General features: G+C 63.2%; 4 protein-coding genes. 3 read left to right on the top strand and 1 reads right to left on the bottom strand.

What is annotated here, in order from left to right; all coding sequences use genetic code 11:
- Nucleotides 1-21,328: LEPR-XLL domain-containing protein (locus BV034_RS07160; protein WP_265592737.1), on the bottom strand; the 21,328-nt coding region annotated here is incomplete at its 3' end.
- A gap of 224 nt (nucleotides 21,329-21,552) precedes the next feature.
- Between BV034_RS07160 and BV034_RS07155 the strand changes: the two genes are divergently transcribed.
- From BV034_RS07155 to BV034_RS07145, 3 genes are all read left to right on the top strand, one after another.
- The gene (locus tag BV034_RS07155) at nucleotides 21,553-23,403 is read left to right on the top strand and encodes a hypothetical protein (protein WP_050025556.1); all 1,851 of its coding nucleotides are present in this window, start codon (nucleotides 21,553-21,555) and stop codon (nucleotides 23,401-23,403) included.
- A 32-nt stretch (nucleotides 23,404-23,435) separates the two neighbouring features.
- Complete coding sequence (locus BV034_RS07150; protein WP_050025554.1) at nucleotides 23,436-24,248, top strand: efflux RND transporter periplasmic adaptor subunit; 813 nt, start codon at nucleotides 23,436-23,438, stop codon at nucleotides 24,246-24,248.
- Between the two features lie 418 nt (nucleotides 24,249-24,666).
- Nucleotides 24,667-25,030, top strand: a 364-nt coding sequence (locus BV034_RS07145) for a 2Fe-2S iron-sulfur cluster-binding protein (RefSeq protein ID WP_265592736.1), incomplete at its 3' end; no start/stop codon positions are given.

The following is a 25,030-nucleotide window of genomic DNA, read 5'->3' as shown; positions in this document are numbered from 1 at the left end:
GCGCGAAGTCACGCAGACCAGAGACCACCTCAGGGTTCAAGGAGATATCCGCAGAGTTGATGGCCACACCGATCACGCCACCGGCCGCCGCCACGGTCAGGGCCTCGGCATCCAGGTTCCCGTCGGTGTCGAGCGTGAGATTCCGCGCCTTGATGCGCCCGCCCACGTCGGTCTTTACGTTGCCGTTGACGGTGGCATTGGTTTGGACAAAGCCGACCGCCAGAGCCCCGATGGTGATGCCCAGCCCCGTGGAGTCCGCCAGGCCTTCCGCCAGCGCGCGAACCGTGACGTCGCCAGTCACTTCGATTTCCGTGCCGTCACTCAGTCCGGCAAAAACATCCGGTGAGTAGGTGGTGGTGGCCTGCACCCCCACCCCGGCGCCGATGCCGCCAGCCCCTGCAAACGCCAGAGACTGGACGCCTTCACCACCGAAGATCAATCCATTGATGAACGCTGCCGCAGCGCCCAGGCCGGATCCGGACAGGAAGCTCAAGGAAATATTGCGTCCGACCGTGTCCGACTTCGCATCGAGCAGCACGTCACTGCCCGAGATGATGACGTCACCCCGGGTGTTGGCGATCACTGTGGGCGTGAGCTTCGACTCAATCGTCGTCACGCCAACGGCGATGAGGCCTGCAGAAGCGCCCAGACCGGTGGACTGCACCGTGCCGGAATGACTCGCTGTCACGTTCACATCACCGCCGGCGGCGCTGATGGTTGTTTCATCGCCCAGATAGGCTTGTACATCAGGCGACGCAGAAGCCTTGCTGGAGACGACTGTTCCCGCCACCACGCCGAAGCCGGCCGCTACGTTCAGGGTGCTGATGTAGGTCTGGCCCCGAGCCCGCACCGTCACGCCGATGGCCGGATCCGTCGTTGTCACCGTCGTGCCGGTGATGTAGGCCAGAACGCTGGATGAATCATCAATCGTCGCCGCGATCACCGAGGCGGAGAGCATCCCGCCGCTTACGCTCACGAGCGTGGCATTGGCATCCGTGCGGTGATCGGCATTGACCGTCAGCGCGCGGGTGGAAAGAGATCCGCCTTGCACATAGGCGCGCGTCGCCCCGCTGATCTCCACGCTGGAGCGGATGACGCTCACCGCGGCCCCCAGCCCGGAGGAACCTGCCGCACTCACGAACGCGGGCGTCACATTGACGGTGGATCGCGCATCAAACGTGACGGTCCCTTGGGTGGCCGACAAGTCAGAATCGCTGGCGTAGGACTGCACGGTGTTGTTGACCACCGCGTCAGAGCCAATCCCGGCTCCGGCCACCGCCACGATGCCCATGGCGAGCGCCGCAGCGTGAGCCTGCACCGTGATCGCCGGTGTGGACGTAGCCTCGGCCGAGATGCTGCCGTTGGTCACCAGCACAGAACTCTGCTCGATGGCGTTCCAGACGTCGTTGTTCGTTTCGTTGGTCGCAAAGGTGCCGGCGAAGGAGATCGCCGCACTGTAGGGGGCAAGCGCCGCCGACACGGCTGCCGAGCCTGCGATGGCGTCGATGCTGGAGCGGTCGTGCGCATCCATATCCACCCCCAAGGCCGCCTGCACCGACGACTCGAGAATCTGGGACGACACGTCCGTCTCGATGAGGTTGGTCGCAAAGGTGCCCGCCGCCGAAGCGGCCACGGCAAACGCAGCCCCAAGCGAGAAGGAGACCTTCGCCACCTGGGCATTGGAATCGATGTTCTGCTGCGAGAGGGCCGTCACTTCCAGGCTGCCCGCTGAATTGATCTCGGCGTCTGAAACGAAGGCACTCACCTTGAGCGAAGCCTTGTCCATATTCGCCGTCGTCACATTGCCGTTCGCATCAATGTCCCGGTATGTGCCTCCACCAATCAGGTTGGTGGCCACGGATGCCCCCAGGGCCACCGCGACGCCCGTGGCACCGCCGATGGCAACCGAGGCTGAAACCGCATGCACCTGCGCGTCGATGACTGAGGTATTGATGGCATCCAGGTTCACGTCACCGGTGGCGGTCACATCGCTGTTGTCGATGGATGCCTGGGTATCGCCATAGATGGCGTTCAGGGCAACCGCACCGCCGCCGCTGACCGAGATGGAAGGTCCAAAGGACACGCCAGCTGCCAGGGATGCCGAATAGACATCTGCCTCAATGCTGGCGTTCTGTGTCGCGCTGATGGTCACCGCCCCATTCGTGGCCTCCGCCTCATCGACATTCGAGAGGTAAGCCTGGACGTTGCCCACAATGGTGTTCTGCGCCACGCTGGCGGAGAGGGCGACGGAAACGGCCGCTCCGGTGGGTCCGACTGAAACCGTGGCTGCCAGTGCCCCGGCACCTGTGGATGAATCAATCTCAGACTGGTCTGCGGCAATGATGTCGATCGTCCTGCCCTTCAAAAGCTCACCGTTTTCGGCGAAGGCCTTCACATTGGTAAGGACACGGTTCGTGCTGGAAGCTCCGGCCCCGGCCACGCCGACGCCCGTGCCGCCGGATACTGCCGCAGCCATGGCGGCAGCCACCACGACAGCGTCGATGTCTTGATCCGAGAGTGCGCGAAGGCTGATGCCCTGCACGGCCTCCACGGCTGAATCCGTGATGCGGGCGATCACATCCAGCGGTGAATCTCCGCCATTCTCCGAGCCACCAATGATGTTCTGGGCAACGGAAACACCGATGCCAATGCCGACCCCGGTGCCGGCACCGACGGAGGCACTCATGGCCGCAGCCGCAAGGGTTGCATCAATGGAGGACACGTTGGTGGCGGTGAGGTCCACGCCACCGGCACTGTTCACATCCGCGTCATCCACATAGGCTTGCACGCCACCCGTAATTTCGTTCTGGGCCACGGCTCCAGCACCGGCCAGAGAGACGCTCATCCCAGCAGACAGAGCGGCGGCAAGTGATGCCGCATAAGCGACCGCATCAATCTGCGCCGCCTGCCCGGCGGCGATGGTGAGCCCACCCGTCTCCGTGGTGACCCCACCAGCCACATCGGAGATGCCCGCACTGACCGTGGTGTTGATGATGTTGTTGGCAATGGAGCCCGCCAGGCTGACCGACACGCCCGAGCCACCGGCCAGGGCCAGTGAGAGCGAAGCGGCACCGGCCGAGGCATCAATGATCGATGCATCCATGGCTAGCAGGCTGATGCTGTCCGCCTGGACGCTGTCGCCTCCGTCGATGAAGGCGGCGATGTTGGCCCCGATCTCGTTCGTGGCCACCGTGCCAGAGCCGGAAACACCAATGCCGGTGCCGCCGGAACCTGTGACAGCCGCCGAAAGCCCCATGACGTCCGCGTTGATCCGCTGCGTGGAGTTCGCTGAAATATTCAGCGCACCTCCGGCGCTGACACTGCTGTCCTTCAGATAGGCCAGGATGGAAAACGGTGCGGACTTGCCGAGCTTGTTGACCGCCACGGATGCGCCAAGGGAGACGCCGACTCCGGCACCTGAGGCACCGCCCACCGAGGTGGAGAGCGCCAGAATGAACGCGTCAATGGAGGCCGAGGAGGAGGCTGCCACAGTCACGCCTTCCTCCACGATGATGTCGGCGGAGTCCACATAGGCCTGAGCACCGCCTGAGATGTCGTTGAGAGCCACGGCCCCGGCACCAGAGACAGCCACGCCGGTTCCACCACCACCCACAGCGGCGGCCAGGGAGGCCGCCCAGGTTTCTGCCTCAATCTGCGCGGCCTGGCTGGCGATGACCGAAAGACCGCCTGATTCCGCCGTCACACCGCCATCCACATCCGTGATACTCGCTCTGACGGTAGAGTCGATGCTGTTTTCAGCAACGGAAACGCCAAGGCTGACCGACACGCCTGAACCACCGGCCAGGGCCAGTGAGAGCGAAGCCGCCCCGGCCGAGGCGTCGATGCTGGAGGCATCCACCGCCAGCAGGCTGATGTCGCTGGCGATGATGCTGTCCCCGCCTTCAATAAAGGCAGCAATATTGGCCCCAATTTCGTTGGTGGCCCCGGTTCCAGAACCGGAGACGCCGACCCCAGTGCCGCCTGAACCCGTGACCGCGGCCGACAATGCCATGACCGTGGCACTGATGTGTTGCACCGAGTTCGCTGAAATATCCAATGCGCCGCCTGCGCTCACACTGCTGTCCTTCAGGTAGGCCAGGATCGAGAACGGCTGGGACTCGCCCATCTTGTTGATCGCCACGGAAGCACCGAGGGACACCCCGACGCCCGTGCCCGAGCCTCCACCCACGGACGCAGAAAGCGCCAGGATGAGAGCTTCAATGGAGGCTGAGGAGGAGGCCGCAACGGTCACCCCTTCCTCCACGACAATGTCACTGGAATCCACGTAGGCCAGCGCCCCACCAGAGATGTCGTTGATGGCCACCGCCCCGGCACCAGAGACCGCAATGCCGCTGCCACCGGCTCCGATCCCAGCGGCCAGGGAGGCCGCCCAGGTTTTCGCCTCAATCTGCGCCGCCTGGCTGGCGGACACGGAGAGCCCGCCCGCTTCTGCGGTGACTCCCCCCGCCACATCCGTGATGCTGGCGTTGACGTTGGTTTCAATGGTGTTCTGGGCGATGGATACACCCAGGCTGACCGACACGCCCGATCCACCCGCCAAGGCGGCTGAGATCGACGCGGTGCCGGCCGATGCATCGATGCGAGACGCATCGGAGGCCTGAAGACTGATGTCGCTGGCCGTGATGCTGTCGCCCCCTTCAATGGAGGCGGTGATGTTGGCCTTGATCTCGTTCGTGGCACCCGTGCCCGAGCCAGACACACCGATGCCGGTCCCCGCCGAGGCCGTGACGGCGGCTGAGACTGCCAGCACCGCAGCGCTGATGTCTTGCGTGGAGTTCGCTGAAACATCCAGTGCGCCGCCTGCGCTCACACTGCTGTCCTTCAGATACGCCTGGATGGAGAACGGATCAGACGTTCCCAGTTCATTGACAGCGACCGACGCCCCGAGCGAGACGCCCGTGCCTGAACCGGAGGATCCTCCCACAGCGGAGGAAACGCCGACAATGACCGCATCGATGGTCGTGGCGGAGGAGGCCGCCAGGGTCACATCGCCGCCCGCCACCATGTCGCTGGATTCTGCAAAGGCGACCACGTCGCCCGAGATGTCGTTGATGGACACCGCCCCCGCCCCGGAGACGGTGGTGCTGCTGCCGCCGAGCCCGACGCCGACTGCCAGAGAAGCCGCCACCGCCGTGGAGGTGATGCTGCCATCACGGTTCGCGGAAAGTTCAATCGCCCCCTCCGTCGCTTCCACGGAGTCCACATCTTTGATGTAGGCCCGCACGTTGCTGTGGATGTCGTTGTCTGCCACCGAAAGGCCGACCGAAATGGTCGTGGCAGAAGCACCGCTGACGTTGATGCTGGCGGCGGCGCCAACCGTGTTGGCGTCAATGATCGCGGTGTCAGAAGCGGTGACGGCAATGTCGCCGGTGGCCGCGGTGAGCTGGTCACCGTTCTGCACATAAGCGGCGATGTCACGGGCGATGCTGTTGTCAGCAACCGCTGCGCCGACTGAGGCGGCCGTGCTGCCAGCCGCAGAGAGACCCACGCCCGCCGCAATGCCGAGGACATCGGCATCCACCGTGCCGGATGCGGTGGCGGAGACCGTGATCGGCCCGCCAGCTTCCACGGAGGTGTTCGTCAGTGAGGCATGCACGTCGCTGACGTCATCCGCACCGCTGCCCAGAATCTGGTTCTGCGCAATGGATCCGCCGACCGCGAAGTTCTTCCCACCCTGGCCCGAGGCGCTGAAGCCTGCGGCCACCGCGCGTACCAGTGCATCCACAGTGGCATCGCTTTCCACCGTGGCGCTCACTGCGCCTTCCGCGGTGAGCGTGGCATTGTTCACGGAGACGTTCGAGTCCGTGACAATGTTGTTGAAGGCGATCGCGCCACCGCCGGCCACCGAGGTGCCGGACTGGCCGCCCACCGTGACACTCACGCCAGTGGCCGTGGTGTCGGAGATGATGCTGCTCGAATCCACCCCGGACACCGTCACATCGCCTGTAGCGCTGATGTCCACATGGTCCGCATCATTGATCGTCGCTTCCAGCGAGCTCTTGACGTCGTTGCGAGCCAGGGCCGCGCCGATGGACACGGACTTCCCGCCTGCGGTGGAGCCGCTGATGGAGATGCTCGTGGCACTGACGTCTGCCTCCACGCTGGAGGTGTTCTCCGCATTGACGGTGACGTTCGCTCCTTCGATCACTCCGGCGTTCTCGATCGAAGCGATCACGTCAGACACGATTTTGTTCATCGCCACCACCGCTCCCACAGTGGTCGCATTGGACTGTTCGCCCGAAGTGCTGAACTTCATGCCCAGAATAGACACAGGCACCTCAGCAGTGATGGAGGAGTCGGAGAGGGCCTCGACGGTGATGTCTCCACCTGCGTGGATTTCCGCGTTGCGAATGGTCGCCTCAATCGGGGCCACCTTGTCAGCGATCTCAGTGCCGATCAGGCCGTCGATGGTATTGAACAACAGGTTCTGCGGTTCGAGACCAATCGTGTTGAAGGCGAGTGTCACGCCCACGCCCACCCCTGCAGTCTGGATCGAGTTGTCGATCGTGGCATCCAGGGAAGCCACGTTCTCGGCGGTCACTGAAACATCACCTTCCGTGGTGATGGAACCACCCTCCACCATGGCCTTAGAGGCCGTGATGACGTTGTTCGTGGCAATGGTGCCGTTGACCGCCAGATTCGTGCCGCCACCGGAGGCGAACGCGCTGCCGCCATCCGCCTCGGTCCGGCTGGTGACAGAGGCCTCCATGGCCGCAGCTTCCGTGGCAGAGACGGTGAGCGATCCTGCCTCCGTGGTGGCCTGCAGCAAGCTGGCCTCCACACTGCTTCTGAGGTCATTCCGGATGACCTGACCGCCAACAGCCTGGGCCGTACCGGCCTCCATGTTGGAGAACTGGTTCAACGGCAGCGCGGTGAAGACGGTGTCCTCTGTGATCTCCTGCCAGTCAGGCGAGGTGTAGTCCACCGTGGCGAGATCCAGCTCGACACGTTCTCCCACCGCCGGTCGGTTCACCGGTACATAGCGGTACTTGGAGCCCGCATTGGCCCCGCCTTCGTAGTCGTCGGCAATATAAACTTCATCCCCCACACCGATGAGCTTGGTGCCGGAGCGGGTCGTGAAATTGTAGTCCGCCACAATGGCGGCCGTGGCGCTCTCCACGAGCGGACGGACACCCACATCCCCGGCCTCAGCCGAGGCGATGGACGCCATTTCCGACTCCGCAGTGATGGAGGCCTCGTCGCTGGCAGCGATCGTCACATCGCCATCGGCATTGAGCGTCTTGTCCGCAGCGCTGGTCATATCCACCACCGCAGTGGCCTTGCTGTTGACCATGTTGCTGCCCAACAATCCGCCAACGGCAAGCCCGGTCGGGTTGGTTCCCGCAGCCGCAGCCGCGCTGGCCTCGGTGCTGATGATCGCCTGCAGAGAAGAGACGTTGTCCGCCGTGACATTCACGTTTCCGGCCGCACGAATGCTGGTGCCGGTGACTGTGGCCGAGGTCTCGGACGGATTGGCGTCTCCGATATCGGAACCCACCAGGGCATCCACCGTGCTGAACAGGATGTTCTGGGCCTCGTAGCCCACGATGTTAAACGCCGCCGTGACGCCCACGCCAGTACCGCCTGAGGAGGCAACGCTGTTCGTCTCTGCGGTCACTTCCGCCGTGTTCCGGGCGGTGACAGAGAAGTCTCCCTCCGTTGTTTCCACAGAACCACGAGACACCGAGGCCTCCGCACTTACCTGCAGGATGTTGGTGGCGATGACGCCGCTCACGGCCAGCGAACTTGCGCCACCTCCGGCTCCGCCCGTTCCACCGGCACCTCCAGTGCCCCCCGTTTCGCCTTCTGAACCTGCTCCGCCCTGGGAGGAGGAGGCAGCATCAGTCACTGCATCAAAGGTGGTGGCGTGTTCTGCCTTCACCTCTGCAGAGCCGGCCTTGAGATTGATGTCTTCCACCCAGGCCCTGGCGCCGCTGATCACATCATTGCGCACGATGATGGCACCCACTGAGGTGGACTTCTTGTCCTCGCCCTGCTCCCCTTCCAGGAACCCGCCAGGGATGAACTCTGAATCCGGCACAATGCGCCAGCTGCCCTTGTCCGTGAAGTCTTCCGAGGAGAGATCCACCAGCTGGGGATCACCGCCCACCATGTACTCGTAAACGCGTCCCACTTCGCCACCAAAGGCATGGCCATCGCTCACCCGCACGCGGGCACCGAAGCTGAGGGCAAACTCGCCTTCCTCGCTGTTGTAGGCGCTTTCCACATCACGGAGTGCACCGGTGATGACATCGATGCCGCCGGGCTCGGCGGTGATGCTGGCCGCCACGAGACGGCTGTTCGCGGACACAATGCCATCCTCCACTGCGGAGACGGTGACATCCCCTCCCACATTGATGTCGAGGAGCTGGTTGCCCGTGGTGCCGATGTAGGCCGTGGCACCGCTGTTCACCATGTTATTGGCAAGAGCCGTGCCCACACTGGTGCCGCCGCCGGAGGAGGTGTTGGTCAGCGTCGCATTGAAGCGGGTGCTGTTCTCCGCCACCACGCTGAGGTCGCCATCGACCTGCGCCGTGGTATCCTCGATGTACGCCAGGGCCTGGCTCGGATCAGCATCCGAAATGCTCGTGCCGATCAAGGCATCCACCGCGTCGAACAGGATGTTCTGCGGTTCATAACCAATCTTGTTGAAGGCCACGCTCAGGCCGAAGGCGTTGCCCGCGCCACCCACCGTCAGGGCTGTGGTGTTGGTGGCATCCATCTTGGCGGAGTTCACCGCCTCAACCTCCACATCGCCCTCGGTGATGACGAGATCACTGTTCTTGATGAAGGCTTCTGCGCTGCCCTGAAGATTGTTTGTCGCGATCACCCCGGCCACTCCCGGGAAGGTGCCCGCTTCCGCAGCCTCAATGGAGCCCTCGCTGGTCGCGATCAGCGTCGCGTCTTCCGAGGCTGCCACGCGCACGCCGCCCGCCTGCACGTTGGCGTGGTCAATGTAAGCCTGCGCACCGTGACCGCGCAGCTCATTGCGGACCACCAGGCCGCCCGCAGCGCTGGTCTTCTGCTCCTGCGCTTCAGCACCAGGCTCACCGCCTGTGCCAGGTTCACCGCCAGTTCCGCCTTCACCACCGGTGCCACCACCCGCTTCCTCCCCGCCGCCACCGCGAATCACATCGATGAAGTCATCCGTGAGGACATTGTCCACCGTCTGGACCACCCAGTCAGGGCTGTTCTTGAAGTCCACCTCGGCCAGGTCAAAGTCTGCCGTGGTGGAGCCCACATAGCGATAGATGCGGCCGTGGTCGCCCTTGAAGGGATCAAACTCGCTGTCCACCAGCACCCCCGTGCCGAAGTAAACCGTCTGCGCGCCGCTCTTGGTCGTGAAGGCATAGGAGTTAACCAGGGCGTCTGAGACCTTGCCCAGGGAGTCCGCGTCTTCATCGAAGGAGTCGGCCAGGGCGGAGGCCACGGATTCCGAGGAGAGGGCGCTTTCGTCACTGGCCTCCACGGTGATCTGGCCACCGGCATTCAGCTCGCCACGGGTGCCGGTGCTGGTGCCGCTGAAATCCACATACGCCCGGCTGCCGGAGCTGACCATGTTGCTGGCCAGGATGCCCGACACGGCGGTGGTGTTGCCTTCTGCGCTGGTCGCTTCCGCGCTGCTGCTGATCACGGCTTCCAGGGAGGCCGCGTTGGTGGCCGTGACCGTGACGTCACCGGCCGCATTGATCGGAGCGTCCTCGATGTAAGCCACCGTATCCGCGCTGTTCTCGTCGCCAATGCCGGTCCCCAGGAGTGAATCCAGCGTGTTGAAGAGGATGTTCTGGCTTTCGAAGCCCAGAGTGTTGAAGGCCAGCACCGCACCAACCGAAGTACCGCCGCCAGTCACGGCGTTTTCCGTGGTCGCGACGGCTTCAGCGGAGTTCTCCGCAGTGACGCTGACATCTCCGCCCGTGGTGGTCACGCTGCCGCCCTTGATGTGAGCGTCTGCCTTGGCCTGGATGGTGTTCGTGGCAATAACCCCGCCCACGGCGAGAGAGTTCTGCGCCTCTTCCGGTGCCGCGCCCCCTGCCGACACGTTGTTGACGGTATCGGCTTCAAAAACGGAGCTCTCCGTGGCGGACACCTCGATGGAATCGCCCGTCAGATCGATCTGCTCAATGACGGCCGTGGCCTTGCTGATGACGTCATTGCGCGTCACCAGACCGCCCACCACTGTACCGCCAGCGGCACCACCACCACCAGGTTCGCCCCCAGTCCCCTCCCCTTCCGCAGGGGTGGTACCGCTGGCTTCATCACCCGCTTCTTTCTTGTCGGCAAAGATGCCCGGCACATTGGCGGCCTCCAGCACATCCGTGCCCAGCAGCGGCTTCCAGTAGTCGGTATTGCTGTAGTCCTCCTCCTTGAGATCAATCAGCGTGGGATCCCAGCCGCCCATGTACTCATAGGTGCGGCCAGGCTCGCCTCCCGCCACATGGGTCGGGGCCACGAGCACGGTGATGCCATGATGCACCGGCACGCGGAAGTCCGTGCGCTTGAACTCCTCCTCCAGGTCACGGCTCACTTCCTGGGCGTCGCGATACTCTTGATCAGAGGTGTAGTCGTACTCGAAGGCACGGACCGTCTTCGTCAGCGGATCGACACCGTCGTCCCCTTCCGTGGAGATCGTGCTGATGCTGCTAAGTTTGCTGTTGGCGTAGATCTCGGCTGCGTCGCTGGCCGTGACGCTGATCGCACCGCCAGCCGTCACGGAGCGGGTGCCGCCCGTGGAGCGGATCCAGGCATCGGCCCCGGTGCTGACCATGTTGCTGGCAATGGCGAAACTGCCAACAAATTTTCCGTCCGCACCGTCGGTGGCGTTGGTGAGGGTCGCATTGAGCACCGCCTCATTCTCCGCGGCAACAGTGACATCACCCTCGGCATCCACCGGCGTGTCTTGAATGAAAGCCACGGCACGCGCGGGGTGCTGGTTCCCGATGTTGGAGCCAATCAGGGCATCCAGCGTGGCGAAGAGGATGTTCTGCGCCTCGTAGCCGAGGGTGTTAAAGGCTAGAACCGCACCGGCGGCACCGCCCTCGCCACTGCTGGTGGCCAGGCGTGTGGTGGCGTCAAAGGTGGCCGAGTTGGTGGCGCTGACTGCCACGCTGCCGTCGGGGCCGTCTTCCGCAGCATCTTCCGGCACCACGGTGGTGATGCTGGCCTGGTAAACTTCGGCCACAGCCGCGCCCTTCTCCTGCAAATGACGCCCCTCGGCGTTGGACACCAGGGAGTTGCTGATCGCCATGCCGTTGAAGGCGCTGAACGTGCCCCCGCCGGAGGATTCCACCTCCCCCTTCGCCATGGCGGCAAAGTTGGAAGTTTCCTCGGCCGTCACTTCCACCGCACCGGCGTTCACCACCACATTGTGCAGGGAGGCGACCGCGCCGCTGGTCAGTTCATTGCGCAACACCACGATACCAGCCGCAGTTCCGCCCTTCTCGGGTTCACCCGCGCCGGGCTCTTCACCGCCCGGCTCTTCCTCCGCCGGGAAGAGAGTGTCCAGCACCTCATCCGTGACGGCGTTGTTCGTGGACTGCAGCTCCCAGTCCGGGCTTGAGGCAAAGTCCACCTCAGAGAGATTGAGCGCCTGGGGATTGCTGCCGGTATAAACGTAGATCCGGCCGGGCGATCCCATGAGCGGATCATAGTCCCGGGCGACCCGCACGGAATCGCCATCCTTGAGGGTGCGCAGTCCGCTCAGGGTGGTGTAGTCATAGTGCCCCACATAGGCACTGGCGAGAGTCTTTTTCGGATCCGGATCGCCAGGGGTTTCGATCTTGCTGGTGACGGCGCTGATCTCCAGTTCCGACTCCAGATTGGCGCTGTCATTGGCGGTGATGGCAAGCTTGCCGCCGATGTCCACCGTGCCGGGGGCCCCAGTGTAATCGATGTAAGCCTCGGCCCCTGCATTCACGCGGTTCATGCCCAGCAGGGCGGAAACACTCAGCCCATTGCCGTTCTCAGACGCGCTGGCCACGTCGTTGCCCAGGGAGGCAGACAGGCTGGCTTCGTTAGTGGCTGAAACCGTGACGTCCCCGCCGGCCTCAATGTCGGCATCCAGGATGAACGCCTTCACATCGGCCGGGTTCTCATCGCCGATGCTGGTGCCCAGCAGGGCATCAATGGTGTTGAAAAGAACGTTCTGGGATTCGTAGCCGAGGGTGTTGAAGGCCATCACGGCCCCCACGCTGGTTCCATCCCCCTCCACCACGGCTTCCGTGACCGCCGTGATGCTGGAGTTGTTCTCCGCACTGACTTCGACGTTCTCATCCACCTTGATGCTGCCACCCGTGACGCTGGCCAGGGCCGAGGCCTGCACCGTGTTGGTGGTGATGACTCCATTGATCGCCAGAGAGTCGCTCTGCAACTCGCCGCCGGAGCCTTCCGTACCACCGGGCTCTGTCGCGCCGCCTTCTCCAGGCGTGCCACCGGGTTCCGTACCGCCGCCAGCACCACCACCGACCTGGGAGGCACCACCTTCCGCCGTTACTTCACTCGACGTCTCCGCGGTGAAGTCCATGCTGGCCGCCGCCGTCACAGACAGATTAGCTGCCGTGACGTTGATCTTGTCCACCACGGCGCTGGCACCGCTGATGGCATCGTTGCGGACGATGAGCATGCCGACTGAGGTCGAACTCTGCGCCGCGGGATCATTGCCGGCCTCCTCCTGCTGCTGGTCCGCCTCTTCATCCGCCAGCAGAGCGCCAACGGACTGGGCCACGTCATCCACCTGCACAAGCTGCCATAGGTCTTGATCGTCAAAGTCCTGGCCACCCAGGTCCACCAGATCCGCCTGACGCAAGCCGTTCTTGTTCTGGGAGGCTCCCATGTAGCGGTAGCTGCGCCCGGCCTCGCCACCCTTCGGATGGCCGGCCATCACCATGACCACATCCCCGAAGAAGAGCGGCACGCCCACCTCACTGGTGCGGTAGGCCACCTCGGGGGCAGGTTGCCCTTCCTCCACGATGATTGGGCGCCAGCGGGTGAGGTCCTCATCATACTCTTCCGCGGTGAGGCTCACAAACTGGGGCTCCGTGCGGGGCAGGAATTGGTAGTACCTTGAACCCTCCTCATCCACCACCTCCACGATGTCGCCCTCCTTCACCTCCACCTGGCCGTCCGTGCTGCGATAGTCGAACTGCAGTTCACGCACCAGGCCGGTGACGGTATCCAGGCCGTCATCACCCTCTTCCTCAGGAATCTTGGAATCGCTGACGAGCTTGCTGTTGGCGTGGAAGACGGCGGCATCCACGGCACTCACCACCACGTCGCCATCAGCCGTGAGATCACGGGTGACCGTGCCCCCCAGGATGGCTGCGCTGGCACCGCTGGAGACCATGTTGCTGGCCAGGGCCACGCCGATGGAGCTGCCACCACCACTGGCGGCATTGCTGAGCGTGGCGTTGAAGATGGCTTCATTCTGCGCCACCACCATCACCGAGCCCGAGGCGTCGATGACGGAACCTTCAATGGAAGCGGACGCTCCAGAGAAGTACTGGTCCCCGATGTTCGTTCCCAGCAGGGCATCGATCGTCTGGGTGAAAATGTCCTGGCTGCCATAGCCGACAGTGTTGTAGGCCAGCATCACGCCCAGGGCGCCGGATTCACCGGCCTCCAGCTTGACGCCGTTGGTCGCATCCAGGCGGGCACGGTTCTCTGCACCCACATACACATCACCGCTCTTCAGCTCAAGAACCTCGTCAATGGTCTCCGAGCCGTCGCCGACGGTGGTGATGCTGCTGTTGGTTATTTTGGCCTCGGCCCCGCCACGGAGGGAGTTCGTTGCAATAACTCCGCCCATGGCACCGAAACCGCCACCCGAGCCTTCACTGACAATCTCCCCGGAGGAATGGGCCACCAGGGACGTCTTCTGGTCGGACGTGACGATCACGCTACCCGCTTCCAGCTCCACATCACTGAGGCGGGCCGTGGAACCGCCATGCACATCATTGCGGACGATCAGGCCGCCGCCGGCCGTGGTCTTCCCAGGCTCCTCTTCAGGTGCGGGCGCCTCTTCCGTGGGGAAGAGCCGCTCCATGACCTTGGACGCGATTTCGCCATCTGTGGTCTGCAGGACCCAGTCACTGCTGTTGGCATAGTCCTGGGCTTCCAGGTCGAGCACATCAGACAGGCCGACGTAGCGGTAGATCTTGCCGCGGGCGGCGAGACCGGCATCGTAGTCGTCCGCAATCCGCACGCCCTGGCCGATGATGACCGTCTGCAGACCGCTTTTGGTGGTGTAGTCATACGATTCCACCAGGGCTCCGGCGATGATGTCGCGTGGAGCGGGATCCTCCTCCTCCTGCTCCAGTCCGGTCACGGCGCTGAAGTTGGCGGAGACGTCCAGGGCGGCAGCATCCGCGCTGCGCACGGCCACCGTGCCACCCGCCTGTACACTGCCCGGCGTGCCGCCAGTATAGTCAATGTGGGCATCCGCCTGGGTGCGCACCTTGTTGAGCCCGATGACGCCGGACACAGCTACGCCATTGCCTTCCGAGGCGCTTCGGGCGTCGTTGGTGAGCTCCACCGTCAGGCTGGCCTCGTTATTACCTGCAACGGTGACATTGCCGCCGGCGCTGATGGGGGCGTCTTCGATGAAGGCGCTGACTTCCGCAGGGTTCTCGTTGCCGATCCGGGTGCCCAACAGGGCGTCCAGGGTGTTGAAAAGGATGTTCTGGGACTCGTAGCCCAGCGTGTTGAAGGCCAGCATGGCCCCCACCGACGTGCCATCGCTCTCCACCTCGGCCGCATTGGTGGCCGTGGCTTCGATGCGGTTCGTCGCTGTAACGGTGATGTCTTCAGCCGCCGTGAGCGAGCCGCCGGTGATGGAGGCATGCGCACTGGCCTGGATGGTGTTCATTGAGATCACGGCATTGATGGCCAGCGAGTCGCTGGACAGCTCCGTGGGCTCTGCGGCAGGATCGGTGCCGCCCCCGCCGGGTTCGGTTTCCCCACCCGTGCCAGTCTCGCCGCCAGTCCCTGCGCCGCCACCAGCATCAGGCGTGGTGGCCCCGCCACCTGCTGCCTGGGTGCCGCCCTCAGCCTTCACCACGCTCTCATTGTCGGCCTCAAATACCATCGCCTCATCAGCGCTCACTGTGATATTGGCAGCATCCAGATGCGTGTCCTGCACCACCGCCCGCGCTCCCGCGGTCGCATCATTGCGCACCACGAGAATGCCCACCGCAGTGGACGAGGCCGGTGCTGGCGGCTCGCCGGGCTGTTCCTCTGCCTGCACCTCTTCCCCGTAGAGACTGCTCACCGCACCCACGACTTCCGAGGTGACAACGGGCTTCCAGAAGTTGAGATCTTCAAAGTCCGTGTTGGCCAGGTCCACCAGTGTCACCTTGTTGGGGCCCAGCCAGCGGTAGGTCTTGCCCACCTCGCCACCGACCATGTTCTGCTCGTTTTGCGGCAGTTCATTGCTCTGCTCCGGCTCGACCCGCACGGTCATGCCGTAGGTTAGCGGCACCACGCTGTCGGTGCTTTCCAGGTCTGCCTCCACCACCTCCCAGAGGGTGGCATCCGTGTAGTCCGCCGCAGAGAGGTCCAGCGTGGCAGCGTCCTGGCCAAGATACTTGTAAGTGATGCCAGGATCACCGCCTGCGGCGTGAGCCTCCGCCACCAGCACGGTCTGGCCGTTCTCTATTTCAATCCCTCCTTCGTCGCTGGTGTGGTCCGCCTCGACGAGTTCCCAGAACTCCACGTTGGCGTAGTTGGTGGAGGCCAGGCTGAACTCCGTAGGCTCATCCCCCACGAAGCGGTAGGTGGCTCCGGGAATGCCCCCGCGCTCATGATCTTCCGCCACCTTCACCGTGGTGCCATAGTCCAGTTCCACCCGACCGTCTGAGCTGCGATAGTCAAACTCCAGGGCCCGCACCAGCCCGGTCACGGGATCCACGCCATCATCGGCCTCCTCGGCCTCAATGACGGACTTGCTCACCAGCTTGGTGTTGGCATACAGCTCCGTCGCATCCACCGCGTTGACGGTGAAATCTCCTTCGGAGATGATGCTCTGGGTGCCAGTGGTGGCTCGCACGATGGCCTCCGCCCCGCCCAGCAGCATGTTGCTGGCGAGAACCACACCCGCCGACGTGCCGCCTGCCGTGGACGCATTGCTGATGGTGGCGTTGAAGATGGATTCGTTCTCCGCGCTGACCGTCACATCGCCCACCGCATCAATGGTGACATCCGTCACGGTGGCCACCGCCTTGGAGCCGCTCCCATCGTTGATGTTCGTGCCCAGCAGAGCGTCAATGGCCCCGGTGATCACGTCCTTGGAATCATAGCCAAGGGTATTGAAGGCCAGCATGACCCCCACGGACGTGCCGTCGGACTGGGCCTCAATCTTGTTGGTGGCATCAAAGGCCCCGGCATTGACGGCTTCCACCGTCACCCCGTCATCACCTGCGACGATCGCGGCATTCGTCAGACTGGCAGTGGCACCGCCCTGCATCTGGTTCGTGACCACAACACCGCTCACCGCCGTGCTGCCGTCCTCCGCACCCTCCACGATCACCCGGCCCGTGGTGTCGGACACCAGGGTGACGGACTCATCCGCCGTGACCGCCAGTCCACCGACGTTGGCATCCACATTCGTGACCGAGGCACTGGCGGAGCTGCGCACCTCATTGCGCACGACCAGCACGCCCACAGCGGTGCCGTTCTTCTGCGGCTCTTCCGTCCCCGGCTCGGTTGGTTCCTCGCCTCCCGTTCCCGGTTCTTCACCCCCGGTGCCGGGTTCTTCACCGCCTGCCGCCGGCTCTTCCTGTTCATCAAAGAACTTCGCGAGGTCCTCGGTGATGGTGTTGTCGATCGTCTGGAGATTCCACCGGCTCGTGTCGGTGAAGTCCTCCGTGCCCAGGTCCACTGTCTCGGGCAGACCCACGAAGCGGTACACCTTGTTGCGGGCACCCTTCATCGGGTCGTACTCCTTGCTCACCAGCACGGAGTCACCCGTGATCAGAAGCTTTTCGCCGCTCTCGGTGGAGTAGTCATAATCGCTGACCAGAATGTCAAAAGCCTGGGCGCGAGGATCCGCCTTCTCTTCCGCAGAGAGGAAGGAGGCCGTGGACTCCAGCGTGGTGCTGGCTTCCAGAGTCGCCTCGTCTGACGCGTTCACGGTGACGGTGCCCTCCGCCTCCAGCGTACCCCTCCCGGAGGTAAAGCCAAGGGAGGCCCTGGCCTCGGCGTTGACCATGTTGGTCGCCACCATGGCCCCGGCCGCCGTGGAACTGGCCTCACCCGCGCTGGTAGTCAGGTTGTTGAGCAGGGCCTCGAGAGCCGCGTGATTTTCCGCATTCACGGTCACGCCGCCGGCCGCATGAATCTCCGTGTCTAGCACGGTCGCCGTCACGCCAGAAGGATCGCCTTCCGTCAGATGAGAGCCGATGAAGGCCTCGATCGTCTTCGAGAAGATGTTGGAGGGCTCATACCCTACCGTGTTGAAGGCCATCACGACCCCGGCAGAGGTGTCACCACCACCCACGGAGCTCTGGGTTTGAGCCAGCAACCGGGAGGCATTCTCCGCGAGCACCGTCACATCGCCCTCCTCCGTGGTGAGCTTGCTGCCCGTCACCGAGGCAGAAGCGCTGCTCTGCATGGAGTTTGAGGCAATAACTCCCCCCACCGCCAGGCCGCTCCCCTCCGCATCCCTGCCGAGGGTGGCCGTGACATCGGTCTTGGCCTCAAGCAGGGCGTTCTCCGCCGCCTCCACCGCGATGCTCGCGGCGGTGATGTCCATGTTGTCAATAAACGCCCGGGCTCCGCCCTCCACGGCGTTGCGCACGGCCAGTCCGCCAAACGCCACGGAGTCCGCCTGGGGCGCCTCTTCCTCCGTCATCTCCCCTTCTTCCTCAAACAGCGGGAAGAGATTCACCTCCGGCACCACCTTCCAGAGATGGGGCTCGGTATAGTTCTGGGTGCGCAGGTCCAGGTTGGCCTCCGTGCCCATGTACTGGTAGATGGCCCCTTCCGTCGCGGGCACTTTGCGCCAGTAGGCGGGCCGGGTGAAGTCCACCGTGGCCAGGTCAATCTCATCCCCCGTTCCCAGATACTCGTAGATGGCCCCGACCTCGCCCTTGTCCTCATCAAAACCGGGGTCATCCACCAGGATGCGCGTGCCTTGCTTGATGGCGCGGAAGCCATCGGTCACCGCATAGGTGGCCTCGGCTGCCGGCACGAAGACGGTGTCACCGAAATTCACGTTCTGCAGGCCGTCGCCCTTGCGATAGGTGCTGAGCAGCGCCCGGGCCACATTGCCCAGAAGCAGAGCTCCGCCATCATCCGCGGTGGTGATGGCGGTGCTGGTGACCTTCGTGTTCGCGAAGGCCTGGATCTCGTCCTGCGCCACCACGGACACTTCTCCGCCAGCCTCCAGGGTCCCCTGGGTGCCGGTGGTGTTCCGAATCCAGGCCTCTGCCCCGGCATTCACAACGTTGGTCGCCACGACCATGCTGGCGGCGTTGCTGGACGAGCCATAGCCGATGCTGCCGGTGGACTCCATGGCATTGCTCACGGTGGCATTCATCTGAATGCCACTGTCCGCCTTCACCACCACATCGCCCGACACCGTGATTTCTGAATCCTCCACATAGGCGACCACCTTGGCCGTCTTTTCCGTGCCCAGACCTGTTCCCAGCAGGGCATCGATGTTGATGCCCAGGAAGTCAGGGACATCATACCCAATGGTGTTGACGGCAGCGGTGAAGCCCAGTGCCAAACCGCCCGTGCCGGAGAGTTCCGCGAAGTCGAGCCCCTCAAGCGAGGTCGAGGGTCCAACTTCCGTGGTGGAGTCGAGAATGGTCCGGTCTTCCGCCGTCACTGAAACGCCGCCATCGGCCACGGTGATGGTGGATCCCTTGATGAAGGCGGAGACACCGCCGGTCATCTCATTCGAAGCCAGGGTGATGCCGATCTGCAGGCCGGTCGTGGGCGGTTGCCCAATGCTGCTGTTCACCGTGGTGACGCCCACGCTGGTGATGAACTCACTGCTCTTCCGGGCATCCACGGTCACTGAGCCCGTCTCGGTGATCTCAATATCCGCATCCGTGATGGAAGCCTCAACACTGCGGTCCAGATTGTTGTTCGCAATGGCCGCGCCAATGGAGACGCCCGTGAAGTCCGTAAGGCTGAACTCCTGATTGGGCGATTCCGACGTCAGCTTGCTCGCATCCTCTGCCACCACCACGAGGTCGGAAGTGAGGTGAGCCTCCGTGCCGTCCAATCTGGCACGGGTGATGCCGTCCACGTCATTGATGCTGGCGCGCCCTTTGGCAGTGTATTCACCGGCCGTCCGTGCCGTGAGTTGCAGACCGGCTGCAGTGATGACCGCCGAACCAATGTCCACCGTGGCCGACTCATCGTAGCTGATGGTCACGCCCAGTGGCGACCAGGCTTCAATCTCACCCTTGGTGTTCGCCAGCGCAGAGACCGTGCCTTCCGCCGTGATCACGGCAGAGTCCTCTACGACGATGCTCGCCATGGAGGATCCTGAAACTACTGCCCAGACAGGATTGATGGTATAGACATTCCGTTCCACCAGTGCCTCAAGAAGGATGTCTCCCGTGGAGATCAGCTCTCCTGCCACCACGATGGAGGCATCCTTGTCCCCAAGCGTCAGCAGGGAAAGCTCCGTGTCATCGCGATCCGTGGCGCTCAGACGGATGTTGGAGGCATTCAGCGAGGCCCCGGCAGCCACCGTAATGGACTCCGACTCGATGGTGAAGCTGCCGTCCAGCCCCAGGGTCACCCCGGTGCCCACCAGCACGCTGTCATACCCGCCGCCACCGATGATGGTGAGCGAGTTGAGGGACGTGTTAAAATTGATCAGCTCAAAGCTGTTGTTCAGTGAACGCAGGCTTAGCTTGCCCTGCGCATTCACCTCCAGGATCGCCTGGTCGTTTCCACCCGTGAGATGGATGATGGCGTCCGAAGTGCCGCTGTAGTCAATCGGCTCCAGCCCCCGATAGGCCAGCGTGGACAGGTCTGTTTCAATCAGACCAGAATCGGGACCAAAGGCCCGGAAAACAGCGGTCGAGGAACTACCTCCGTCGAGCACTACTGTATCAAACCCGCCGGCACCCCCGTCAATCAATCCATCCAGCCGCCCGGCTGTCTCAAACACAAAGCGGTCTTCGTTGTTCGCCGCTCCCTCGAGATTCTCCACTCCCCGGAAACGCACTCCATAAACGCTTCCCTCATTGTGACCCGTCACCATCCAGGTCGTGTCTGCACCAGAACCTATGATGCGGTCGTTCCCTGTGCCGCCATCAAAGGTGAAGCTCCCGCCGGAGACCGGTGGAGGGAGATTGTTGGTTCCAAGAACCAAGGTGTCATCGCCTTCACCGGTCATGATCTTCAGCTCACGCAGGCCACGGGCGCGCAGGTCCGTGGCAACTGTCACCACATCCGCGCTTTCGCCCGGAGCATCGTTGGACATGGCGTCCACGATCACCTGCTCCACATTGGAGAAGACCAGCTCTTCAAAGGCTTCGCCGCCACTGGTACCGCGGATGCGGCTCCAGCCATCCGCCGGACTGTCCAGCACCAGGTCATCCACGCCGTGCGGGGTGGTGAAGGTGAAGCTGGAGCCATCGCCGGTGCCCTCGATGATGACCGGCTCCACGCCGGAGAACTGGATGCGGTGATTTCCGAAAACCAGCACCCCCTCACCAGCCTGCGCCCCGGGAGTGTAGCCGCCGGACGTCACTCCCGTGATCTTCAATACATCGAAGCCACCCGCCCCACCGTCAAAGTAGAGGTCCAGCGACGAGGAGAACTGACTCAGATCCAGCGTAAGGCTGTCATCGCTGTGGTCACTGCCGCGGATGATGAAGGTACCCTGTTCGTCCGTGGACAGGCCCAGCTCGCTCCAGTCCAGGTGCCCCTGAATCTGAAGTTCCACACCGAGGTTTGTGGTGGCGAGAGACTGCACCTCTCCGGCGGGGAGATCCTCCACTTGCTGGAGGATGGTGGCCAGCTCCTCGCTGCCAGGGGTTTCAGAAGCCTCAGCATCCACCGGCGGGGTCTGGTCCTGGGTGACAGGGGCGGGGCCGCCTCCTTCTCCACCGCCCTGGCTGCCAGCATCAGGTCCCTGCTGCTGCGTCACCGGAGGAGCGTCCGGCACCGGCGGCGGCTCTTCCAGCGGACTGGCCGAATACAAAATGCGCGGCTCCAGGGTCTCGTGTCGCACCCGGTCCTCGCCAGCCTCCCCCCCAAAAAACCAGTCGGCGACGCGCTTGGACAGCTTGGAGCTTCCCTTTTTGCGACGGTTGGGGGACCCGGAAGAGGAGTTTGAGGGGATCATGGCCAATTAAAAATTGGCCAATGCTAGTTATTATAGTTTCTACGTCAAGTTAATGATATTTACTGATGCAAATTATATATACACCTTTGTTCTTACTATCATCAGGTTTGACCTGTCATTGTACTGACAACAAGGGTCCCCACTCACTTTAGAGATCAACCCGCAACTTATTTGCGTCGATTTCTAATTTCTACAAGCAAACTTTAGGCCATGGTAGTCGCCCCATGTCAGCTCTTGAGCGCATTCTCAAACGTTCCCTGGCCCAGGAAAAGACCGTATCCGCCCTTACGGATGAGGCCCTCGAGCAGCAGTGGGGGCAGTGGAGCTTCGACCTCCTACGCCAGCGCACGACGCTGGATCAGGTCCTGCCGGAAGCGCTCGCCTTTGTGAAGGAGGCCGCCTTTCGTGCCGGAGGCCTCCGCGCCTACCCCTGCCAGACCCGGGCTATCATCGCTCTGCTGGAGCCCGCCATCACGGAGGTGGCCACCGGGGAGGGAAAAACGCTTATCACCGCTCTGGCCGCCTGCCTGCGGGCCCTGCCCAAGCGGGGCGTCCACGTCGCCACGGTGAATGCGTACCTCTCGGAACGCGACTTTGAGTTCGCCACTCCCATTGCCGCCCGTCTCGGCCTCACCGTGGGCTTCCTCAAGCAGGAACAGAGCCACGCGGAAAAGCGCGCCGCCTACCAGTGCGACATCACCTACGGCACAGGGTACGACTTCGGCTTCGACTACCTGCGCGACCAACTGGCCCTGCTCAAGCACGCACAGCATGGTCCCAGCTTCCGTCTGCGCAATCTCCTCACGGGCCGGAAACACCCGGAGGCGGAGGTGGTGCAGCGCCCTCTGGCCAGTGCCATTGTGGATGAGATCGACAGCGTGCTTATTGACGAGGCCGCCTCCCCGCTCGTCATCGCGCAGCCTTCCACGGAACGCACCGTGCCCGAGGCCTACCTCACGGCTCACGAGGCAGCTCAGGGATTGCACGAAGGCCACGACTTCATCCTCGATGCCCGCGGACGCAATGCCCGCCTCACCGAAGAAGGACGCTCCGCCGCCAACCAACTTCCCGGCATTCCCTGGGATGCTCTGGTGCGGCCCTGGCACCAATACCTGACGAATGCGCTGAACGCCCATCACGCCTTTCACCACGGTGAGCACTATATTCTGCAGGAGGGCAAGGTGGTGATCGTGGATGAGTTCACCGGACGAGCCCATGAGGAGCGCTCCTGGCAGCAGGGCCTGCACCAGGCGGTGGCCGCGAAGGAGGGTGTGGATATCCCGCCGGAGAGCCACACAGCCGCCAGCATCACCCGCCAGCGCTACTTCCGCCTGTATGACAGCCTCTCCGGCCTGACGGGTACCGGATCGGAAAGCCGCAAGGAGTTCCAGCACTTCTTCCAGCTCCCGGTGCGCCCCATCGCACCCAACAAGCCCAGCCGCCGCCAGTCCCTGCCAGACCGCGTATATCGTAACCGGGACACGATGCTCCATGCGGTGGCGGAGGAGGTGAAGCAACGCTGGCTTACCCAGCAACCCGTGCTCGTGGGCACCCGCACCATCAAGATCAGCGAGGATCTCGCCGCTATCCTCACCGGAATCGGTGTGCCTCACCGCGTGCTCAATGCCCGCCAGGACTCGGAGGAGAACGACATCATTGCCCAGGCCGGGCAGCCAGGCAGCGTGGTGGTGGCTACTAATATGGCCGGCCGTGGCACCCACATCTCCCTTCCTCCAGAAGCCCTCGCTCTGGGTGGGCTGCACGTCGTGGGCGTGGAGCGCAGCGAGTCCATCCGTGTCGATCGCCAGCTCGCGGGTCGCTGTGCCCGCCAGGGCCAGCCTGGCACCTCCCTCTTCTTCCTCAGCGCCGAGGACAACCTCATCGAACAGTTCGCTCCAGACACCGGCAAACAGCTCGCCCGCATGGCCGCTGATCCCGACGGACGTTTGCCAGATGCCGCCGCCCGTCTATTCTCCACGCTGCAAAGTCGCGTGCAAAAACTCCGCTACGCCCAACGCATCCAGATGGAACAACGCGACCGCTGGATGGACCAGACCCGCAAAAGCCTCGCATGAAATCCGCCCCACATTTTCTAAGGTCAGTCTCGATGGCAGCCGCACTTGGTCTGTCTTCGATGATCGGCAGCACCCACGCAGCGGACAGCCAGGTCCTCACCTTTCTGCGCCCCATCCATGAGATCGACCTCGCCTCTGCAGAGAGTGGCGTGGTGAGCTCCATTCTGGTGAAACCCGGCGACAAGGTGAAGAAAGGCCAGGAGATCCTGCGACTGAACTCCACGGTGATCGAGGCCCAGCTTGCCCAGGCAGAAGCGCAGGCCCTCAACGAGGGGAGGCTCAAGTCCGCCGAGGCAGAGTACCAGATTTCCAAACAACGCCTCTCCATCCTGGAGACCCTGCGCAGCAGTGGCAGCACGAATCAAGCGGAGTGGGACAAGGCCAAGGCCACCGTCGCTGTCGCTGAGGGCCAGTACAAAGCCGCTCAGGAAGAGAGCGAGAACCTGAAGCATCAGGCCGCGACCATTCGCGCCCAGTTTGAGCAGCGCATCCTGCGCAGCCCCATCGACGGCATCGTCACCGAAATCACCCGCGACGCCGGCGAGGCCGTGGAAGCACGCCGGGCCGACACCCCTGACTATGTGGCGAAGATCGTGGACCTCTCCCAGCTCATCGCCCGGGTTCACATGCCAGCCAGCTTCACCGAGAACCTGCGCTCCGGCCAGAAACTCAAGCTTCAACTCGACTCCCCTGCTGGCATCACCCTGGAGGGCGCAATCCACTTCGTCTCTCCCACCGTGGATGCCGCCACCGGCCTCGCCGAGGTGCACCTTCTCTTCGAGAATCCCGATCAAAAAATCCGTAGTGGCATCCCGGGTACACTCCTCGTACCAAGCGCCAACTAAACATCTTTGGCCCTGTTGCAAGACCGCAAATTCAATACTCGTCACGAGACGAGCATGCGCCGAGCCGCATCGACATAAAGCATCCTACGGCTCACCCGCCTCAGCCTGAACCGCCACAAGTTGGGCCTCGACAGTGCGGTAGAAGGATTGAGCTGGAATCACCTATCGGGCGGTCCAGCCAAGCACATCGTTGCCATTCAACAAGGAACGATACTCAATCGTTATACGCGGGCACCCCCTCTTTAGTGCAACCCGGGGCACTCCTCAGTCCTGAGCCGTTCGTTGGTGCGACATGTTCTCAACTGGATAGACTGGAAGTTACACACAAGCGTCATTCCTTGGGTTCTGGACGCAATATGCGCAGCCCATACACTCGACTGATTCACCCGCCGCGTATCAGAGGCTCAAGGAGCCTGCCATGAAAGCGGACAAGGAGCCCAGCCCTCACACGGGGAATGAACACCCGAAAGGTGCCAGCAAACTTTCGCGTCGTGACTTCATCTCACACTTTGGAACGTCTGGCATCGCCGCGAGTTCCGTGACGTTGACTTCCCCACTCGCAGAGGCCGCTGACGCGAAAACTGCCGCCGGAAAACCCATTGAAGGGCTGGTGGAAGTGCAACTCACTGTGAATGGCACCAAGCACACGGTGCAGATCGATCCACGCAGCACGTTGTTGGACACCCTCCGTGAAACGCTCCATCTCACCGGCACAAAGAAAGGGTGTGACCACGGTCAGTGCGGCGCCTGCACGGTGCATGTGAATGGCGAACGCGCCAACT

The sequence above is a fragment of the Verrucomicrobium sp. BvORR034 genome (genome assembly GCF_000739635.1).
Classification (GTDB): Bacteria; Verrucomicrobiota; Verrucomicrobiia; order Verrucomicrobiales; family Verrucomicrobiaceae; genus Verrucomicrobium.
This window is presented reverse-complemented; position numbering and strand designations above follow the sequence as displayed.